This window comes from Billgrantia aerodenitrificans, from assembly GCF_021404405.1.
GTDB lineage: Bacteria > Pseudomonadota > Gammaproteobacteria > Pseudomonadales > Halomonadaceae > Halomonas > Halomonas aerodenitrificans.
On record NZ_JABFTV010000011.1, the window covers coordinates 118,625 to 137,107 of the forward strand.

At 59.9% G+C, this 18,483-nt stretch carries 16 protein-coding genes and 1 pseudogene; 9 read left to right on the forward strand and 8 right to left on the reverse strand.

Annotated elements, in window-relative coordinates; all coding sequences use genetic code 11:
- The first annotated feature begins 315 nt into the window (after positions 1-315).
- Complete coding sequence (locus tag HOP59_RS19245; protein ID WP_010627531.1) at positions 316-774, forward strand: MarR family winged helix-turn-helix transcriptional regulator; 459 nt, start codon at positions 316-318, stop codon at positions 772-774.
- An 81-nt stretch (positions 775-855) separates the two neighbouring features.
- Here the strand turns inward: HOP59_RS19245 and HOP59_RS19250 are convergent, their stop codons facing one another.
- The 3 genes from HOP59_RS19250 to mdlC form a co-directional block, all read right to left on the reverse strand.
- Entirely contained in the window at positions 856-2,307 is a 1,452-nt protein-coding gene (locus tag HOP59_RS19250) for an aldehyde dehydrogenase (protein WP_234255123.1), read from the reverse strand.
- A 129-nt stretch (positions 2,308-2,436) separates the two neighbouring features.
- On the reverse strand, positions 2,437-3,462 hold the full coding sequence (locus HOP59_RS19255) for a TRAP transporter substrate-binding protein (RefSeq protein WP_191223197.1): 1,026 nt from the start codon (positions 3,460-3,462) through the stop codon (positions 2,437-2,439).
- A 43-nt stretch (positions 3,463-3,505) separates the two neighbouring features.
- Complete coding sequence (gene mdlC / locus HOP59_RS19260; RefSeq protein ID WP_234255124.1) at positions 3,506-5,086, reverse strand: benzoylformate decarboxylase; 1,581 nt, start codon at positions 5,084-5,086, stop codon at positions 3,506-3,508.
- 104 nt (positions 5,087-5,190) lie between these two features.
- On the opposite strand from mdlC, the gene HOP59_RS19265 reads away from it, so the two are divergent.
- Together HOP59_RS19265 and HOP59_RS19270 are read left to right on the forward strand one after the other, a co-directional pair.
- Positions 5,191-6,090: a LysR family transcriptional regulator gene (locus HOP59_RS19265; RefSeq protein WP_234255126.1), complete on the forward strand. Its 900-nt coding sequence runs from the start codon at positions 5,191-5,193 to the stop codon at positions 6,088-6,090.
- Between the two features lie 283 nt (positions 6,091-6,373).
- On the forward strand, positions 6,374-7,204 hold the full coding sequence (locus HOP59_RS19270; RefSeq protein WP_234255128.1) for a hypothetical protein: 831 nt from the start codon (positions 6,374-6,376) through the stop codon (positions 7,202-7,204).
- 32 nt (positions 7,205-7,236) lie between these two features.
- On the opposite strand, the gene HOP59_RS23620 is transcribed toward HOP59_RS19270, so the two are convergent.
- Positions 7,237-8,556 carry a HEPN domain-containing protein gene (locus tag HOP59_RS23620; RefSeq protein ID WP_234255130.1) on the reverse strand — a complete coding sequence of 440 codons (1,320 nt, stop codon included), beginning with the start codon at positions 8,554-8,556 and terminating at the stop codon, positions 7,237-7,239.
- Positions 8,557-9,263: 707 nt separating this feature from the next.
- Between HOP59_RS23620 and HOP59_RS19280 the strand changes: the two genes are divergently transcribed.
- The 5 genes from HOP59_RS19280 to HOP59_RS19300 are packed head-to-tail and all read left to right on the forward strand — an operon-like array spanning position 9,264 to position 15,037.
- Positions 9,264-11,366: a type VI secretion system Vgr family protein gene (locus tag HOP59_RS19280; protein WP_234255132.1), complete on the forward strand. Its 2,103-nt coding sequence runs from the start codon at positions 9,264-9,266 to the stop codon at positions 11,364-11,366.
- Between the two features lie 3 nt (positions 11,367-11,369).
- Entirely contained in the window at positions 11,370-12,137 is a 768-nt protein-coding gene (locus tag HOP59_RS19285; RefSeq protein WP_234255134.1) for a DUF4123 domain-containing protein, read from the forward strand.
- The gene (locus HOP59_RS19290) at positions 12,138-12,647 is read left to right on the forward strand and encodes a DUF3304 domain-containing protein (protein WP_234255135.1); all 510 of its coding nucleotides are present in this window, start codon (positions 12,138-12,140) and stop codon (positions 12,645-12,647) included.
- Positions 12,648-13,160, forward strand: a complete 513-nt coding sequence (locus HOP59_RS19295) for a DUF3304 domain-containing protein (protein ID WP_234255137.1) — start codon at positions 12,648-12,650, stop codon at positions 13,158-13,160.
- Positions 13,157-15,037: a DUF2235 domain-containing protein gene (locus HOP59_RS19300; protein WP_234255139.1), complete on the forward strand. Its 1,881-nt coding sequence runs from the start codon at positions 13,157-13,159 to the stop codon at positions 15,035-15,037. Before HOP59_RS19295 ends, HOP59_RS19300 begins: the two co-directional genes overlap by 4 nt.
- Before the next feature lie 590 nt (positions 15,038-15,627).
- On the opposite strand, the gene HOP59_RS19305 is transcribed toward HOP59_RS19300, so the two are convergent.
- Positions 15,628-16,164 carry a TetR/AcrR family transcriptional regulator gene (locus HOP59_RS19305; protein WP_234255141.1) on the reverse strand — a complete coding sequence of 179 codons (537 nt, stop codon included), beginning with the start codon at positions 16,162-16,164 and terminating at the stop codon, positions 15,628-15,630.
- Between the two features lie 30 nt (positions 16,165-16,194).
- A pseudogene (locus HOP59_RS19310) lies at positions 16,195-16,410 on the reverse strand (IS3 family transposase); the annotation flags it as partial.
- Between the two features lie 163 nt (positions 16,411-16,573).
- Between HOP59_RS19310 and HOP59_RS19315 the strand changes: the two are divergent.
- Positions 16,574-17,311, forward strand: a complete 738-nt coding sequence (locus HOP59_RS19315; RefSeq protein WP_010627510.1) for an SDR family NAD(P)-dependent oxidoreductase — start codon at positions 16,574-16,576, stop codon at positions 17,309-17,311.
- 142 nt (positions 17,312-17,453) lie between these two features.
- Here HOP59_RS19315 and HOP59_RS19320 read toward each other — a convergent pair whose 3' ends face one another.
- Positions 17,454-18,080, reverse strand: a complete 627-nt coding sequence (locus HOP59_RS19320) for a glutathione S-transferase family protein (protein ID WP_234255144.1) — start codon at positions 18,078-18,080, stop codon at positions 17,454-17,456.
- Between the two features lie 176 nt (positions 18,081-18,256).
- Positions 18,257-18,415 (reverse strand): hypothetical protein, encoded by a 159-nt coding sequence (locus HOP59_RS19325; protein ID WP_234255145.1) that lies wholly within the window; start codon positions 18,413-18,415, stop codon positions 18,257-18,259.
- Positions 18,416-18,483: the final 68 nt, after the last annotated feature.

Below are 18,483 nucleotides of genomic sequence, written 5' to 3' on the forward strand. Positions count from 1 at the left end.
GCTGTTGTGATCGTTGTCAGGGTCGAAAGGGGCATTCGCTACCCTCGGCCTGGGAGCCTTGGTAACATGGGTCCAGTATTTTTTTAAATTGTTGGATAGTCAAACATTTAACCAGCATAACATTATGCCCGGAAACGCCATCAATGAGCGGAGAAAGAAAAAGAATATCAATAGGATACAAGGATTGGCAGGTGATGTTCACCACGCTTGGATACGACTAAAGTTGATCCCAAGCAGGCCCCGCCAGCCGCTATCCCGATAGGTTATTCACTGATCCGCCCGCGTGGCTCACCCTAGGTCAGGACCCACATATCCATGAGCAACGACGACCAGAACGGAATCGACTACTCCATGCTGCAATCCCGCCTTGGCTACAAGCTACGCCGGGCGCAGCTCGTCTACTTCGACGTCTTCTTCGAGGCCTGTGCGCAGGAGGGCATCACGCCCGGGCTGTTCAGCATCCTCGCCATCATCTACCACAACCCTGGCTTGACCCAGTCGGCGGTTTCCACGGCCCTGAACGTGGACCGCTCCGCCATGGTGGCGGCCATCGACAAGCTGGAGAGCATGGAGGTGGTGGAGCGGCGCAAGTCGAAGAACGACCGCCGCTCCTATGCGCTCTACCTGACCGAAAAGGGCAAGGAGTTCACCGAGCGGCTCAACCGCAAGGTCTCGGCGGGCGAAGACCGCTTCGACAAGTTCATGAAAGAGGGCGAGCGCGAATGGCTGCTCGACCTGCTCGACCGCATCATCGATCACCGCAAGGGCAACTAAGGCCCGTCGTCGGAAAGGCATGGGGGCGGCTACAACTGCCCCCACGCAGTATGGTCGAGCGCAGCCAGTTTTCGGGCGAGCCTAAATGGGATAGTGCCGTGGGCCCAGTTGCACCGTGATCCAACGCAGCTCGGTGAACTCCTCGATGCCCGCCTTGCCGCCGAAGCGCCCGTAACCGCTGGCCTTGGTGCCGCCGAAAGGCATCTGCGGCTCGTCGTGCACCGTTGGCGCATTGATATGGCAGATGCCCGAGCGGATCTTCCCGGCCACCTTCATCGCCCGCGCCGTGTCGCGGCTGAACACCGCCGCCGAGAGGCCGTACTCGCTGTCGTTGGCGATGCGAATCGCTTCCTCCTCGCCATCGACGCGGATCACCGCCACCACCGGCCCGAAGGACTCCTTGCTGTAGAGACGCATTGCCGGCGTCACGCCATCCACCACCGTGGCCGGCATGATCACCCCATCGGCCCGGCCGCCGGCGGCCAGGCGCGCGCCGTGGCTCTCGGCATCGTCGAGCAGCGCATTGAGCTTCTGCCCCGACTCGGCGTTGATCAGGGTGCCCAAGGCGTTGCCCTCGCCGCGCGGATCGCCGACCTTGAGCGCCGCGGCACGGGTAGCCAGCTTGTCGACGAAGGCATCGGCCACCGAGGCATCGACGATCAGCCGCTCGGTGGACATGCAGATCTGCCCCTGGTTGAAGAAGGCACCGAAGATCGCCGCATCCACCGCGGCATCCAGATCGGCATCGTCCAGCACCAGGAACGGCGCCTTGCCGCCCAGCTCCAGCAGCACCGGCTTGAGATGGTGCGCCGCCTTCTCGGCGATGATCCGCCCCACCCCGGTAGAACCGGTGAAGTTGATGCGCGCCACCTCGGGGTGGGCGATCAACGTCTCGACGATCTGCGGGGCCTCGTGGGGCGCATTGGTCACCACGTTGACCACGCCCTCACCGAGGCCGGCCTCCACCAGCACCTCACCGATCAGGTGGTGGGTCGCCGGGCACTGCTCCGAGGCCTTGAGAATCACCGTATTGCCGCACGCCAGCGGCGTGGCCACGGCGCGGGTACCGAGGATGATCGGCGCGTTCCACGGCGCGATACCCACCACCACGCCGCAGGGCACGCGGATGCCCATGGCCAGGTTGTCGGGTACGTTGGAAGGGATCACGTCGCCCTGAATCTGAGTGGTCAGCGATGCCGCCTCGCGCAGCATGCCGGCAGCCACCATCACGTTGAAGCCGGCCCAGCCCGGCGTGGCGCCGGTCTCGTTCACCATGCGCTCGATGAACTCCGCCTGGCGCGCCTCCATCAGCTCCGCCGCCTTGAGCAGCTTGCCGCGCCGCTCGCCGGGGCCCGTTTGCGACCAGGTCGCGAAGGCGCGGCCCGCGGCATCCGCCGCCGCCTTGGCATCCTCCACCGAAGCCGCCGCCGCCGTGGTCGCCACCTCACCGGTGAACGGGTTGCGACGTTCGAACGTTCCTTCTCCAGAGGCAGCCTTGGCCTGGCCGCCGATCAGCAATCCGAGAGTCGTCATGGGTCACTCCATTGCATTGTTTTGGCATTGCCCGCTTCTCATTTTCCCCGAAGCCATGCGCCACATAAGGCAATATCAGCGGGATTACTTGGACTTTTCCCGTATCGAGTTTGGACTTTAGTCGCGCACTCAATCTGGTTCCACGGGGCACTCGTCACGCAGTTCGAGCGCCCGCTGGTAAACCTCGCGCGCATTGTCGATACCGCGCTGCTCGAGGCGAACCAGGTAGGCCTCCGTTCCCTCGTTGAGCGGACCCGACCACTCAGGATCGTTCAATGGGTCTTCCACCGTGTTGATGGTGCCGCCCTGAGCCTCGGCCTCCTCGCGCCCCTCTCGATCCAGCCGCGCATACACCTCGCCGGCCCGACGGGTCCAGGCCATGCCGCTGACCTCGTCGATGGCAGCCTGCTGCTCCGGCGAAAGACGCTCGTAGCTCGCATGATTCATGACTGCCACCGCCACGCCGGTGTAGTAAGGCACCTCGAGATGATGATCGGCCAGCTCGTTGATGCCGAAGGTCTTCATCGCCTGCCAGGGGAAGCTCAGGCCATCCATGACGCCGCGCTGCAGCGAGGTGTAGATGTCCGGCGCCGGCATGCCCACGGGATTGGCCCCCAGACGCTCGAGGATCTCCCCGGCCACGTCGCTGGGACGACGGATGCGCAGGCCGCGCAGGTCATCGGGCGTCTCGATGGCATGGCCCCGGGTGTGCAGATAAGCGGGGCCGGTGGTGAACAGGTAGAGCACCTTCACGTCGTCGTACTCGTCGGCGATGTGACCCTCGTCGTACAGCGTCTGCAGAATGCAGCCACCCTGGGGAGCGCTGCCGGAAACCCCCGGCAGCTGGACGATCTCCGACAGCGGGAAGCGGCCGGCGGTGTAGCCCTGCATGGTGATGGCGATGTCGGAGATACCGTTCACCGTGCCCTGGTAGGCCTGCTCGGAGCGGCTCAGAGTCTGGGAGGGGTAGTTCTCGATGGTCAGCTCGCCGCCGGTGGCTTCTTCGACGTGCTTGGCCCAGGCCTCGAAGATCTCCTTATTGACGTCGGAGTTGGCCGGCCAGAAATGGGACATGCGCAGGGTGTCGGCCTGCGCGCTGAAGGCGATGCCCGCCGCACAGGCGGCGAGCAGGCTGCGGGAGATGGCGTGATTCATGGTGTGTCCTCTCTTATCGTTGTAGTGGTGATGTGATGCGGGCTCAGGTGGGCAGGGTCGGCACCTCGATCAGCAGAGGGCGATCCATCGCAAAGCCTTCTTGCAGCGCTTGGACCAAAGCCTCGTGGGTATCGGCCAGACGCGCCTCGACTCCGTAGCCACGGGCCAGGGCGCAGAAGTCGATGTCCGGCACGTCGAGACCCGGCGCATCGTCGACCTTCATGTGCCGAGCAAAGCCGCGCAGGGCGCCGTAGGTGCCGTTCTTGAGGATGATCAGCACCGCCGGAATGCGATACTGAGCGGCGCTCCACAGTGCAGTGATGGCGTAGCTGGCGGAGCCGTCGCCTATCACGCCGATCACCTGTCGCCGGGGTTGGGCGAGCTGTACGCCGAGCGCCGCCGGCAGGCCGAAACCGAGCCCGCCCGCGGCGGGGAAGAAGTAGCTGCCGGGTTCACGCATGCCCACGCGCTCCCAGAAGATCTCCACCGTCGAGGTCGACTCCTTGACGTAGATGGCATCTTCCGGCGCCAGCATGTCCAGGGTATTGAACACGTTGGCCGGGGCCAGGCGCCCCTCGCCGTCTTCCACTGCTGCCGGCCTGGGCAGCGTTTCGGGCATGGCCCGTGCGCTCTGTTCGATGCGCGGCAGCAGCGCTTCAAGTGTGGCGTGAACGTCGCCCACCAGGGCATCGCCCATGGGAGCACGAGCCGCCTCGTTGGCATCGCCGGTGACATGCACCAGACCCGCCCCTTCGGGCAGATAACGCCCCGGTGCGTACTTGTGATAGCGGAACACCGGCGCCCCGACCACCACGATCAGATCGTGCCCTTCCAGGTGGGCGGTAATGCCGGCAATGGCCGCCGGCAGCACGCCGCGGAAGCACGGGTGTCGATTGGGAAACGGACAGCGCGAGGCGGAAGGCGCTACCCAAACCGGCAGGCATAGTCGCTCGGCCAGCTCCACGGCCAGACCGTTGGCCTGGCGCGCATCGACCTCCGGCCCCAGTACCAGCACCGGGTTCTCGGCAGCATTGAGCCGCTGCGCCAAGCGCTCGAGCTGCTCGAATGATGGCACCCCGGCGTGGGCGATCTCGCGCTCTATGACCAGTGCCGCGTCATCACCCGCTTCGCGATCCCAGTCGTCGTGGGGGATCGAGACATAGACCGGCCCCCGTGGCGGCAGCGAGGCGCTATGAATGGCCTGGCTCAGCGCCCGGGGCACGTCTTCGGGACAGGCCGGCTCGTAGCTCCACTTCACCAGCGGCTTCGGCAGCTGCGGGGCATCCACGTTGGCCAGCATCGACTCCACGCCGATCATCGAGCGCGCCTGCTGCCCGGCGGTGATCACCAGCGGCGAGTGGGAGTACCAGGCGTTTGTCAGCGCCCCCATGGCATTGCCAGTGCCCGCCGCGGCGTGCAGGTTGATGAATGCCGGCTTACCGCTGGCCAACGCGTAGCCGTCGGCCATCCCCGCCACCACGCCTTCGTGCAGCCCCAGCACATAGCGAAAATCCTCGGGAAATCCCTTGAGGAATGGCAGTTCATTGGAGCCGGGGTTGCCGAAAACGGTGGTGATTCCTTGATGACGCAGGAGCGAATAGGTGACGGCGTGAACGCTCGGCATGCTGGATTCCTTGTCCTTGTTTAGCGCGTGCCTTCACGCTAGTCGCGCCTGCTACAATCAAGCAAATCGATACTTTTGCTATCAAAAATAAAGCGTATTTATACATGAGCCATATCGACCTCAATCTCGTGCGCACCTTCGTGCTGCTCTACGAGACCGGTAGCGTCACCCAGACGGCCGAGCGCCTCTACGTCACCCAGCCATCGGTCAGCTACGCGCTGGCCCGACTGCGCGAGCTCTTCGAGGACCGCCTGTTCGTGCGCACCCGCCAGGGCATGGAGCCCACCATTGCCGCTCGCCAGCTCTACCCTTCCCTGCGCGATGCCCTGCAGCAGCTTCAGGATGCCATCGAGAGCAGCCGCGACTTCGAGCCCGCCACCTGCACGCGACGCTTCCGCCTGGCATTGACCGACCTGGGGGAAATGGCACTACTGCCGAAGCTGATGCGCCACCTGCACGAGCAGGCGCCCCAGGCCGAGCTGGAAGTGGTACCGCTGGAGATCGAACACGCCGAGGAATGGCTCGCCGCCGGCAGGGTCAACGCGCTGATCTGCAGCCGGCCGCTGACCGGTGCCGCGATTGCGCGCCACGTACTCTTGAGGGATCGCTACGTGTGCCTGCTCAACCAGGAACGCTTCGGAGAAGGCCCCCTGACGCGAGAGCGCTTTATCGCCGCCCGCCACGTCGCCGTCACCTCCTCCTCCGGGCACGGCCTTGCCGAAGAAGTGATGCGTCAGCACGGCATCCAGCGCAAGGTGAGCCTGGAGATACCGCACTTCTCGGTGCTGCCGAAGGTGCTGCACGACAGCGACCTGATCGCGATCATGCCGCTGCAGGTCGCCGCCAGCTTCACAGAAGAGTCACCGCTGACCATCCAAGAACTGCCCTTCCACGTGCCCGAGTTCGAGGTCGCGCTGCACTGGCAGGCCCAGGCCAGCCGCTCCCCCTCACAGCGCTGGTTTTGCGAGTGCGTTATCGGGGCGATTGGGGAGAGGGTGGGGTGAGGCAGGGGCATGAGAATACTAGCCCGGCGAATGATTTGCCTTGTCCTCCTCCGGTCGACGAACCTTATGACTAAGTCTCGCCCCCAAATGAGGCTCTTTTGTAGCAGAAGCGGTGTCGGTAGGAGACCATCGTTCTAGGCTGCTTAGTTCAAGGGGCTTATCATTCCGCGAGACAGAGCTCACAACTTAGATAGAAATCCATGGGCTAAAAAAGCAATCATTCGACAAGCCTAGAATTTTTTGGCAGCATCAACTTTAAGCAAAAAAGAAAGGAGACGTCTAAATGGGAAATTATTCCAAGCAACTGACCAAGCGATTCAGGCATACTGGAAAAGGGCTGCACCAAGGATTTTGTGTCATATGTGGCGAGTATGGGAAACTTACTTTTGATCATGTCCCACCACAGGGATCCATTACAATAACAAAGACAGAGCAGCACCTAATATCAGAACTATCTGGAATAAACCTTGAAAAGAAAATCAAAGGAGTACCGTCTCCCAATGGAAGCAAATTCAAGACCATATGTCAGATATGCAACGGCGTTAGAGTTGGAAGCGGAGACGAAGAGGTTAAAAGAGTGCACAAATCGATCTCAAGCCAAGTGGCCGATTACTATATGGGCAAATCAATTTATCCTTTGGCTAGCGTCAGATTCGATGCCTCAACATATGTCAGAGCAATGGCTGGTCACATATTGGCTGCAACCTCCTCTATTGAATGTCAAAAAGAACAAGTCAGTTCGACATTCTTTGACCCCTTAAAAAGCCATGTTATACACAAAGACAATAAACTATTTGACACCCATGATATTTATTATTGGCTTTATCCTTACGAACGCCATCTTAGCGCAAAACTTATTGGATTTCACAATAACGGCGTCACATCAACGCTTAGCTTGCTGTCATTTCACCCTATAGCTTTTATGATTGCCGAGAAAGGAAAATCAACTTATCCTACTCAAGCCTCTAAGCTAGAAAAAGATGACAAACACTTCTCCATCGACATATCTGTATCAAACGTGAAATATTCAGCCTTTCCTTTCATAGAGCTTAAAGGAAACCAGTTTTATATGCTAACGGACTATCTTTGCACCACTAGCAGACCATTGCTGTAATTTAACTTCGAACAACGCCAGGCTAAATATATTTATCCGCTTCCCGCTAGTTTTTTTGCATCTTCACTCAACAACTTCACTTCTTCTTGGATAACACGCCTACACATCCATTGCAGCTTGCTTAACAGCCTCTTTTCATTAATATTCATTCTACTTTTACCGCCATGAACAATCTTAGACCGCACATCATATATGTCTTGAAAATCCTTCAATATTGCATCTCTTTCAGATTGACTTGAACCAATAAGATAGGCGCATCTGTTCCTTAACAGCACCCCCAAGCCAATTTGATCAGAGCTTGACTTTTCCCCGAGCAGAATTTCGATAACAACAGTAGTTTGAACGAAAGATAACAACTCACTTCTACTACAATAGCTTTCGTACAACCACTGACAAGCCAGAAGAAGTTTACTTTTCCTTTTTTTGCTTTCGCTGGCAAAAACAACTTTCATGTCCTTCAATACTTCCGCAACCCAACCAGCCTTTTTTTCTGAATCATCTAGCCTCCCTCCAAAATCATAAAGGACAAGGTCATGAAAAGTATCGGACTCGGAAATATCAAGCTCCTGCGTACCTAAAACTGTCCACCTCGCATCCTCTTTTTTATGCACGTAAAATTTAGCCTTAGCAGGGGTGGAGCGATACTTTTTATCAACTTTGAACAATCTTAGCGCAACTCCAAGGCCGCAAATAGATTTAAGAACCTCATTAACACATCTTACTGTTTCAGTTTCACCATACCTCCCGACAAAACCTTGGGCTTTTATCTGTATCACACCAGCTCCATCCTCCCACTTGTTTTCTGGCAACAAAGAAAGCAGCCCACCAACAGATAAAGATTTATCGCGCCTTTCAATACCAGAAACAAGAGGATAGGACTCTTTGAAATCTTCATCAACCGCACTAATCCTGATATCATCAGACAGGCAAAAATCAGAAACTTTCAACCTAACCATATCAGCCAAATCATTATGAAGCAAAAGGGTAAAAGTATACTCCCATGGCAAACTATCAAACTCATCCACCATTCTCGCCGCCACTTCGCGAGCATTTTCATACCCCTCGATATCAACGAGCCTTAAATTAGGATTTTCCGAATCATACTGTTGGCACTCAAACAACTCCCTAGACAAGGATTCATAAACAAAATCAAACAGAGGCAGTTCACCTATATACTGCTCTATCATCTCCTTTGAGCGCCCTGTTTTTGGAAGTACATCCTCAGCAAGAACCAACCCAATCGCAGAATGCCTCTCAATAAACATTCTGTTAGAAACACTTATATTCAAAAATTGATCAGACAGTATTTCTACAAGCCTTTCCTTACATTTTTGATGTAGATTTAAGCTCACTTATTAACTCCGCTTTTCCTCAGGTGGCGGTTTTTCTCCAAAGACGTTGGCCTTCTGCTTAGGGCGGCGACCGCCACCGCTCTGTCATGCAAATCCATGTCCCTGAACCTATATGCCAAGGCAGTCCAGCACCAGAGACCTACATCAACGCAAAGCCAACAAAGACAAGAGCCGGCGCACTGCGCTGGCTCTTCTCGTCGTATCAGGTTACATACCGCACCTGGCCGCCGCATGCCCCAGTCGCCTTCACCTAGTAGCAGCCAACACCGCCGCGAGGCCTTCCTGCAGGTCTTTGACGAAAGACTCCGGCACCTCTAGCGATGGAAAATGCCCTCCCTTTTCGGCCGCCCTCCATCGCACGATCTGGCGGTACCGCTGCTCTGCGCAGGGGCGCTGGCACTTCTCGATGTCGCAGGGATAGATGGTGATGGTCGACGGAATATCGATCCGCAGCCCGGGACCGAGCGTGTTAACGCCACCGTGGCTTGCGTAGTAGATGCGGGCCGCCGAGGCAGCGCGTGAAGCGCCAAGAGCGCCGATTACTGAGCCTGGAAACCCAATGGCAACCTTGGTGCGCCAGTGACATTACTGTCGTCAATGTCTTACAAAAAGCAGAGAAGGTGACCTACAGCCTACAAACCCAATGCCTGCTACCCTAACCCGCTTTCCAGGAACCTGGCGCTGATATCTCGCCGCAGGGAGGCACATTGGCCAACGCAAATGGATGGCAATTCACCCTGACCTTGCCCGGGGCCGACGACCTGGCGGTCATTGAGTTCACTCACACCGAAGCGCTGTCCCAGCCCTTCGAACTGAGCGTGCGCTTCGCCAGCCGTAACGGAAGCCTCTCCGCTACCAATATCCTCGATCGCCAGGCCAGCCTGACGATCTGGCAGGACGGCGAGGTGCTGCGCCGCGTCCATGGCGTGGTCAGCGAGTTCGCGCGCGGCGACCGCGGCCACCGCCACACCTTCTACCGGGTCGAGATCCGCCCCGCTCTGTGGCGCCTTGGCCTGCGCCACAACTCGCGCATCTTCCAGGAGGTCTCGCCGCTCACCGTGCTCAACACCCTGTGCGACGAGCGCGGCCTTACCGACGTCGCCTTCGCCGTCACCCGCGAACTGTCGGAAAGAGAGTTCCTCGTGCAGTATCGGGAAACCGATCTCGCCTTCGTCGAGCGCCTGGCTGCCGAAGAGGGCCTGTTCTACTTCCACGAGTTCTTCGAAACAGGCGAGGATGCCCCGAACGGCGCCCACCGTCTGGTCTTCGCCGACGCGCCCCAGACCCTGGCCCACCTGGGCGAGCGCACCTACCACGGTCGCGCCGGCGGCACCCCGCCGAGCCGCCACGTGCGCAAGCTGCAGCAGCTCGCCCGGGTCGCCCCGGCCTCGGTCACGCTCAAGGACTACTCGTTCAAGAACCCCGCCTATGCCAAGCTCCACGAGCACGCCGCGGGTGACCTGGAAGACCACGCCCAAAGGGACGACTACGAACACTACGACTACCCCGGGCGCTACAAGGCCGACGCCTCCGGCCAGGCCTTCACCCGCATCCGCCTCGAAGCGCTGCGCCAGAAGGCCAGCACCGCCGACGCCGAGAGCGACCTGCCCGAACTCGCCCCGGGCGTGCGCTTTGCGCTCACCGACCACGACATCGATGAGCTCAACCGCGACTGGCAGGTCATCCAGGTCGTTCACCACGGCAAGCAGCTCCAGGCGCTGGAAGAGGATGGCTTCGTTCAGGGAGGCGATCAAACCGATCAAGGCGGCATGACCAAGTACCATAATGAACTGGTGCTGATGCCCGCCGACCAGGCCTGGCGCCCCAAGCCCAACCCCAAGCCCCGCGTCGACGGCCCGCAGATCGCCGTGGTGGTCGGTCCCGAGGGCGAAGAGATTTATTGCGACGAGCACGGCCGGGTCAAGGTCCAGTTCCCCTGGGATCGTTATGCCGAACCCAACGAAACGGCGAGTGCCTGGGTACGCGTGAGCCAGGGCTGGGCTGGCGGCGGCTACGGTAGCATGGCGATCCCCCGGATTGGGCATGAGACGGTCGTCTCGTTTCTGGAGGGCGATCCGGATCAGCCGCTGATCACCGGGCGGGTCTATAACGCCGTCAACACACCGCCCTACGAACTCCCGGCCCACAAGACCCGTACCGTCCTCCGCACCCAGAGTCACAAAGGCGAGGGCTTCCAGGAGCTGCGCTTCGAGGACGAAGCGGGCCAGGAACAGATCTGGCTCCACGCCCAGAAAGATCTGGAGCTGCTGACCAACAACGACCGCACCGAAGAGATCGGTAACGACAGCTTCCTCACCGTGCACCACGACCGCATCGGCGAGATCCATGCCGACGATCACCACACCGTGCGCGGCGAGCGCCATGAGCAAACCGTCGCCAACCAGCACCTCACGGTACAGGGCACCCTGCACCTCAAGGCCGGCCAAGCCTGGCTCAGCGAATGCGGCCGCGAGCTGCACATCAAGGCCGGCCACAAGGTGGTGCTCGAAGCCGGTAGCGAAATGACGCTCAACGCCGGCGGCAGCTTCCTCAAGCTCGACGGTGGCGGCGTCACCCTGGTCGGCCCCAAGGTCAAGATCAACGCCGGAGGCAGCCCCGGCTCGGGAAGCGGCCAGGCCGTCGAGACGCCGCTGCTGCCGGGGCGGGCAATGGCTGAAGCGCATCAGCGTATTGAGGGCATCACGCACGAGGCACGGCTTACCACGCACCTCAAGTTGCCGGAGATCTGCGAAGAGTGCTGGCGGGAAGCGTTGGCCTCGGGGAAAACGATGGTTCAGGCAGGGAAATAGCGCATGGCTGAGGTCGCAACGATACCCGTCGACTGGCAACGGACCCCTTGGCCAGCGGATGAGGCACCCAAGCGCCTCGCTCTGATCGAATTGGGCCTTCTCGATCCGGCTGCGCGCACCGCACTGTTCGAGACATCAGGCATCACGGCCTGGCCTTTGCTGCAGGATGACCGGCAGCCGCATCTGGCCGCTGAAGGGCCATGCCTGTTCGAGGTGACGCTCGAGTCGATGGCCGCACTGTCAGCACAGCATGTGCTTGGTTGCGCTCTGCATGCCTGGATCGAGAGTCGCATGGCGACTCAGCGTCTGGCCAGCCAACTGGCACCCGCCATGGTGGCCTATCCGGCTGGTGAGCCACCGGCACTGTTGAGATTCTATTTGCCCCAGGTCATCCGGCAATTGCATGCCGAGACCCAAGCCGATTGGCACCACTCACTCTTCGGTGGCATCGAGCAGTGGTGGCAGCGGGACGATAACCGAGGCTGGCAGCCGCTAGGCGTCATGCCCGAGCAAGCGCCGCAGGAATCCCCTTGGCAGCTGACCTTGTCTGCCTCGCTTTACCAGGCGCTGCAAGGCGATCCGGAGGTACGCACCGCGACTCGCGTGCTCACCCAGCAGTACCCGGAGCTATTTGCTGGCATGTGCTCCTGTGCTCGCTCTCAGCGAGTGGAAGCTGCGCTCTCGGCCGCGACCGAGGCGGGTCTGGTTCAACCCGGCGAGCGCCTAGCTTATGTTTATCGCCGCTTGCTGGCCGAAAACCAGGAGCGATAAATGCTGGTGAGATGGATCTGGAACTGGCTGTTCAATCAAACCTGGTACGGCCTGCCCAAAGGTGCGCGCTGGGGGTTGAGCGCGCTGTTTGCCGGCTATTTCGTGTGGTTATTCTTCCTACCCGACCTGCATCCCATGCCCACGGACACCTCGATACGTGGGCATAGCCATATTGACCGCCCTGTTCACAACTTCTGGATTAATGGCCGCTGGGGGGGAAATCTAGATCCTTATGGTGGTGGGGGAACGGTATGCTGCCAGTCTATCAGCGGCGATACCGCTGAGATGGTGTGGGTGTATGGGCGGACCGTCGAGGAGTTCGAACGTGGCGATGAGCCCGAAAGGCACCACGTGACACTACCCATGCCGAAACGCACGCGGGAAGACCGCTACCTACATGTTCACTTTCTGCCCAATCACGAGGTCAAGCTGGGCTGGAGCTCGAACTTGGTTTCACCTTACGCCCATTTGCCGAAGCGCCAGGACGTGGCCCGCTATCAGGAGCAATAAATGCTGGTGAGATGGATCTGGAACTGGCTGTTCAACCAAATCTGGAATGGCCTACCCAAGGGAGCACGCTGGGGATTGGGCGCGCTGTTTGCCGGCTATTTCGTGTGGCTGTTTTTCTTGCCCGATTTGCACCCCATGCCCACGGATACCTCTATTGAAGGGCGCAGCCATATCGACCGCCCTATCCATCGATTTTGGGTCAATGGTCGCTGGGGGGGGAATGTTGGTCCCTATGGTGGAGGTGGGGTCGTTTGCTGCCAGCGTATCAGCGGCGATACCGCCGAAGTGGAGTGGATCCTTAGCATCACAGGGGAGCAGGAGCGACAAGGAATGGAAGTCGAGCGACATAGCATCACCCTACCGATGCCGGAGCGCACGCGGGAGGATCGCTACCTGCACGTGCACTTCCTGCCCAATCACGAGGTCAAGCTGGGCTGGAGTTCGGACTTGATTTCGCCTTACGCCCATTTGCCAAAGCGCTTGGATCAAGTCGAAGAGGGAGCTGCCCCATGACCGAAGAGGAAATCCTGGCCAACTGCGAAGCACTGAGCGCTATCGCCGAGGATTCAACCGCCATGGACGCCATGACCTGTCACAGTAGACTGGAAATCGGCATTTTCTTCGATGGTATTGGGCGCCACGCTGAAAGAGATGAGCCTGATGGACGGTTTAGCAATGTGGCACGTCTCTACGAAACATTCCCCGATCAGACGAGCGATCAGCCAGGTCGACGTTTCCGCAAACTCTACCTTCCTGGCCTGGGCACACCGCTGGAGAGCGAGGCGTCCGAGAGCCTGGCTGCGGTGGGGCGAATGGCGCCCGGTGAGGCACGTAGCACCATCGAGGGGCACCTGAGCGGTAGTGCCCGTCAGACCGTAGGACGTGGGCTGTTGGAAGAGAGTGGGCGTGCCTGGTGGGAGACCTCTCGGCGTACCCTTGTCCAGCAGTTCAGCTCATTCAAGGGGTGGCTGAAGGCACCGAGTGGCGCTATCGCACGCATCGGCGTCGAGTCCTGGGCGCCGATGCGTGATAGCCCCTTGATGGCGCACCTGCTGACCAGCGGTGCGACCTCACGGCTGACCAAGGCGATGAGCGACTTCGAGCGCCTGGTAGCCCAGGCGAATTCGGCCGCAATGCCTCTGAGCACCATTCGCGTCTCGGTGTTCGGCTTCGATTTCGGCGCGGCCCTGGCCAAGGCCTTTATCCGTGAGCTGCTCGACAAGAAATGCGAACGCCAGGGCGATACCTACCGCTACCAGGACGCCGAAGTGGTGGTCGCCTTTGCCGGACTGTTCGACTGCGTGCATCGTACCCACCCTGATATGGGGCCGCTAGAAGCCCTGACACCGGCCGCCACGGAGATCGATGACGGTGGCCCGTTGCATCCCGCCTGCCGACGTGCCGTGCACCTGATCGCCGCCCAGGAGCGGCGGATCACCCGCCGCTGCCGCCCGCTTGGCGGGCAGCGGGCCAACTGGCGCGAGGAGCTGCTGCCAGGCATCAGTGAGGATATTGGTGGAGGCCTCAAGCCCGGCGAGCAGAAGGTAAGCGCTGAACTGTCGCGCTATGCATTGCATCGAATGTACCGTATGGCGCATCGGGCTGGTGTACCGATCCCAAGCCTCGAATCGCTTCGTGAGCGCGACGTTTTGAATGCTCGATACTTTGAAGTCGATGACGAGATCGATGGACATACGCTGCCTTCGCTGGCGGCGGCCTACGCTGCAGCGACCCGCAAGTACCGGGAGCCAAGCGCCGAGAGCTTCCTCTTTCACGCCGAGCTGTACCTGTCCTGGCTGGCCAAGCGCTACCTGATCTACCGCGACACCAGGGCCGCGCTGGAGGCTCGTCTCGGCGCGTTGCCGAGCCGTACGCCAAGCGGTGTGCTGGGCGTGCCTGCGGCCTCGTTGACCCGGCCGGCCGAGTGGGAGGATATCGTTGCCACTGCCGAGGAGATCGAGCAGGCACTGGCGGAGCTGGAAGTCCAGTGGGGCTGGTTGAAGGAAGTCGACCGAGAGGCTCGAAGCATCAGTGCCCAGCATCGGACAGGGAACAATGAAATTGGCGGCTATGCTCGGCGACACCTGGCAACGGAAGGAAAGCTCGCCGAGCTATGGATGGCCCGGGTCGGCAGCGAGTCGGCGCGAAACGAGCTCGAGGAGACCTTCACGCGAAATAGTGATGTCGCATACCTGTTCCGCTATGGCATTCATGACCGCCATGCCGACGACCAGGAACTGCAATTTCAGGCCGGGGGCGCGAATGCCAGCGTGGGCAGCCGGCATTACCGCTTCTTCGCCTGGCGTGGTGTAGACATGCCCGGGGTGGAACCACAGGAGCGCCCCGCTCAGCACCCTAGGGAGAGAATGGAGCGCTGGACCATGCGTTGAGCGGGCACTTCCCGCTCGTTCGTTCCACTAGGCGATGGTTCGCCATCTTCATTGCACCGATCAGGCTTGCCTACCTGTTTTTTACCACCGCCGCGGCCAGAGTCGTGACAGTGCTGGGAGCAAGAAGAGGCACGTCCTGATCCCAGCGGCGAGGGTCAGGCGAGGCGCGATAGACCGTCTCCGCTTCCGGTAGCCGCGCCGCGACTAGTCGCGCCCGTAGATCCTCAAGATCAGCGTCGGTTGCACGGGCTTCGAATGCGTGAGCATCCCCTGTTTAGGCGATTCATGAGTCTGTTCCTTCAGCCTCGATGTTGGCGCCGACGGAATCGAAGGCACGACCGAACCTTGCGCAACCCGCGCCAGGCACCACCAAACAGCTTGGTAAAGAATTCGGCGCGCAACCGTGCATTGCGCCGCTCGATGGCACGCATCTTCGGATCGGGATTATGGAAGGCCATCAGTCGTCTCGCCCGCTGTCGTTCTGGTAGCGTAGCAAAATTGGGGGCCATCACCTGGCCCGGCGCCGATCATGCTTTTCATAGTTGTACGAAAGTCAGTAACCGGCCACAAGCGGTCATCTGGAGCCGCAATCAGCGGATGCCTATTCCATCCAGAAATACCCCCACCAAATGAGCGATGTGAGCTTTCGGTGATTCCTGTTTTTCGGTCGCCAGAGAGATCGCCATCGCAACGCAGACGAGATCGTCGAAGCTAATATCAGGCCGAACCACTCCCGCCTTTTGTGCACGATCCAGAAGCCGGGCACCTTCATTACTGGTAGCGACACAACCGGGCGTGCCAACAGCTAGGACCGTTCCAAGCGATGCCGCAAGCCCGCGATAGACGTTGCTGTGTTGGACCAGCCCCTCCAGGTAGGCACGTATTGCGCTAAGGGGATCAAGCTCGGCATCCCGCGACAGACTTGTTTCCGCGAACGTCTCGAACCGAGCGCTATAGGCTGCGGCCAGGAGCTCCTCGCGCGTCGGAAACCGTCGATAGAGCGTCGCAATTCCAACTCCGGCACGCTTCGCTACCTCTTCCAACGCTACGTTAGCACCTTGTTCCACGAACACTTCCTCTGCGGCCGAGAGGATGCGTTCCCGATTGCGCTTGGCATCGGCTCTCAATGGACTTCCCCCCAGTGAGCGGACACGGAGTTAAGCAGCCACCCTCGGGGTGAGGGCGAGCTGAGCCTCGTACTCTGCCGGCGAGCAGTACCCGAGGCTGGAGTGCAGACGCTCACGGTTGTACCACACCTCAATGTAGTCGAACACCGCTCGGCGGGTCTCCTCGTGCGTATGCCAGTAGCTCTCCTGAATCAGCTCCCACTCCAGCGTGGCGAAGAAGCTCTCGGCCACGGCATTGTCCCAGCAATACACCCCGTGCTTATCCGGGTGTCCGTTTTCGGGTGGGAAGTCCACTAGGGGGCTTCATCGGTCAAGACTGTTTCCTTCAACACGGGGGCTTGCGAAGTGGACGATGCCTCCATATATTAAGTGGAGCAACTCTCCACTTATGCTAGGTAGAGGAATGAAAATGAGATTTGACAAAAAAGTCGTGGTGATCACGGGCGGAACGGATGGTATTGGCCTCGCAACGGCCAAGGCTTTTGCTGCCGAGGGTGCCTTCGTTTACATCACAGGGCGCAACGCTGACCGTCTTGCAGAGGCGCTCGCCGAGATCGGCCATGGTGCGATCGGGGTTCAAGGGGATGTCAGCAATCCTGCAGATATGGACCGCCTCTTTGACCAGATCAAAAGCGAACACGGTCGCGTAGATGTGGTCTACGCCAACGCTGGCGTGTCGGAATCCGCGTCAATCGATGACATTCAGGACGACCACTTCGACCGTCTGTTCGACATCAACGTCAAGGGAACGGTCTACACGGTCCAGAAGGCTTTGCCGCTAATGTCTGCTGGTGGCTCCATCGTGCTAACGGGCTCCGGCGCAGGGAGCAAGGGCTTTCCCAACCTTTCGGTTTATAGCGCAACGAAGGCTGCGATCCGCTCCTTTGCCCGGACATGGACGGTTGACCTTAAAAGTCGGGGGATACGCGTGAATGTCGTCTCACCTGGCATGGTCCTAACCCCGGCCATGCAGACTTATCTTCAAGCCAATGACGGCGCGGAGGAGTGGATGAAGCAGGCCATTCCGTTCGGCAGGCTTGCCCAAACCGAAGAAGTTGCCAAGGCTGTGTTGTTTCTGGGGTCGAGCGAAAGCAGCTTCGTCGGTGGTGAGGAATTGCTGGTGGACGGCGGCTTCGTCGCAGTCTGAAAAGGAAAACGAACCCATACAACAAGCCTAAACGCTCACTCAGCCCCCACCAGCGACCTATGTCAACGCAGCGCCAAAAAGCCGAGAGCCAGCGCAGTGGCTGGCTCTCGGTGCTGACTCGCTCACTGATCTCGCCGGGCGGCTAACTCGCCATCGCCGCGAACGCCACGGCGATGGTGGGCGGTGCCGTGGGGCGTGCGTACATCGCTGCCAGGTACTCTCTTAGCCGCGGAGCGTCGTCGAGCAAGTTCTCTTCGTTTGCCCAGTCCAGGGTAAAGGCGGCGTTGAAGTCGGCGACGCTGAGCCGGTCGCCGACGAGGTACTCGCGCTCTTTCATGTGTCGCTCGAGCACCGCCACCATTTCCAGGCACTCCTGCCTGGCCAGGTCGACGTCCTGGGGTATGCGCATCTCGTCCGGGTAGAGGAAGGTATGGCGAGCGATGCGCCACAGCGGTGGCTCGATCTCGGTCATCAGGAAGAAGATCCAGCGGTACATCTGGGCGCGTTCTTCCACAGCGCTGGGGATGAAACCCGCCTGTGGATATTTCTCGGCCAGGTAGAGCTGTATCGCGGCCGATTCGGTGATTATCTGGTTGCCGTCGACCAGCACCGGAACCTTGGCGGCAGGGTTGAGCCCGAGAAAGTCTGGCTGGTGGTGCTCTCCTTGCATGAGATCCACCGGGACCTGTTCATACTCCAGGCCCAGCTCGTTGAGCAACCAGATGACGCGCAGGGTACGGGTCGGCGGCGTTCCGTAGAGTTTCATCATTTTCCGGCTCCATCGATTGGCAGGCATTTGCCGTTTCGCATGTCTCCGGAACTCATCGGACGGGTGCGCCCGCTATCGACACCCCCTAACGAGAAGAGCCAGCGCAGGGCGCTGGCTCTTCTCGATGTGTCTCGCTGTCGGCCGCTCCCGGGCCAGGCCTGAAACGGCTTCGGCCGTTAGAGGTAGTAGTTGTTGCGCAGACGGGGCGCATGCTGGCGGTAGGCAGCTTCGCTCATCCGCTCGAGCAGACGGTACGTGGCAGAGCCGATGCGCTTGATCAGAGGAGCGCTGGTTTGGGTGGCGACTGCGGTGTGGGAAAGCGTCTGAGTGGTCATGGCTGGGTATCTCGGTTACTTCATGAGGATGCTAACAGAATACCCGAAATTTAGACTTTGGTCTGATT

Excerpts from the sequence above, each read along its gene's own strand:
- HOP59_RS19265 (WP_234255126.1), top strand. The coding sequence starts at position 5,191 with ATGAGCCATATCGACCTCAATCTCGTGCGCACCTTCGTGCTGCTCTAC.
- HOP59_RS19245 (WP_010627531.1), top strand. The coding sequence starts at position 316 with ATGAGCAACGACGACCAGAACGGAATCGACTACTCCATGCTGCAATCC.
- HOP59_RS19250 (WP_234255123.1), bottom strand. The coding sequence starts at position 2,307 with ATGACGACTCTCGGATTGCTGATCGGCGGCCAGGCCAAGGCTGCCTCT.
- HOP59_RS19300 (WP_234255139.1), top strand. The coding sequence starts at position 13,157 with ATGACCGAAGAGGAAATCCTGGCCAACTGCGAAGCACTGAGCGCTATC.
- HOP59_RS19320 (WP_234255144.1), bottom strand. The coding sequence starts at position 18,080 with ATGATGAAACTCTACGGAACGCCGCCGACCCGTACCCTGCGCGTCATC.
- HOP59_RS19315 (WP_010627510.1), top strand. The coding sequence starts at position 16,574 with ATGAGATTTGACAAAAAAGTCGTGGTGATCACGGGCGGAACGGATGGT.
- HOP59_RS19255 (WP_191223197.1), bottom strand. The coding sequence starts at position 3,462 with ATGAATCACGCCATCTCCCGCAGCCTGCTCGCCGCCTGTGCGGCGGGC.
- HOP59_RS19290 (WP_234255135.1), top strand. The coding sequence starts at position 12,138 with ATGCTGGTGAGATGGATCTGGAACTGGCTGTTCAATCAAACCTGGTAC.
- mdlC (WP_234255124.1), bottom strand. The coding sequence starts at position 5,086 with ATGCCGAGCGTTCACGCCGTCACCTATTCGCTCCTGCGTCATCAAGGA.
- HOP59_RS19295 (WP_234255137.1), top strand. The coding sequence starts at position 12,648 with ATGCTGGTGAGATGGATCTGGAACTGGCTGTTCAACCAAATCTGGAAT.
- HOP59_RS19270 (WP_234255128.1), top strand. The coding sequence starts at position 6,374 with ATGGGAAATTATTCCAAGCAACTGACCAAGCGATTCAGGCATACTGGA.
- HOP59_RS19325 (WP_234255145.1), bottom strand. The coding sequence starts at position 18,415 with ATGACCACTCAGACGCTTTCCCACACCGCAGTCGCCACCCAAACCAGC.
- HOP59_RS19285 (WP_234255134.1), top strand. The coding sequence starts at position 11,370 with ATGGCTGAGGTCGCAACGATACCCGTCGACTGGCAACGGACCCCTTGG.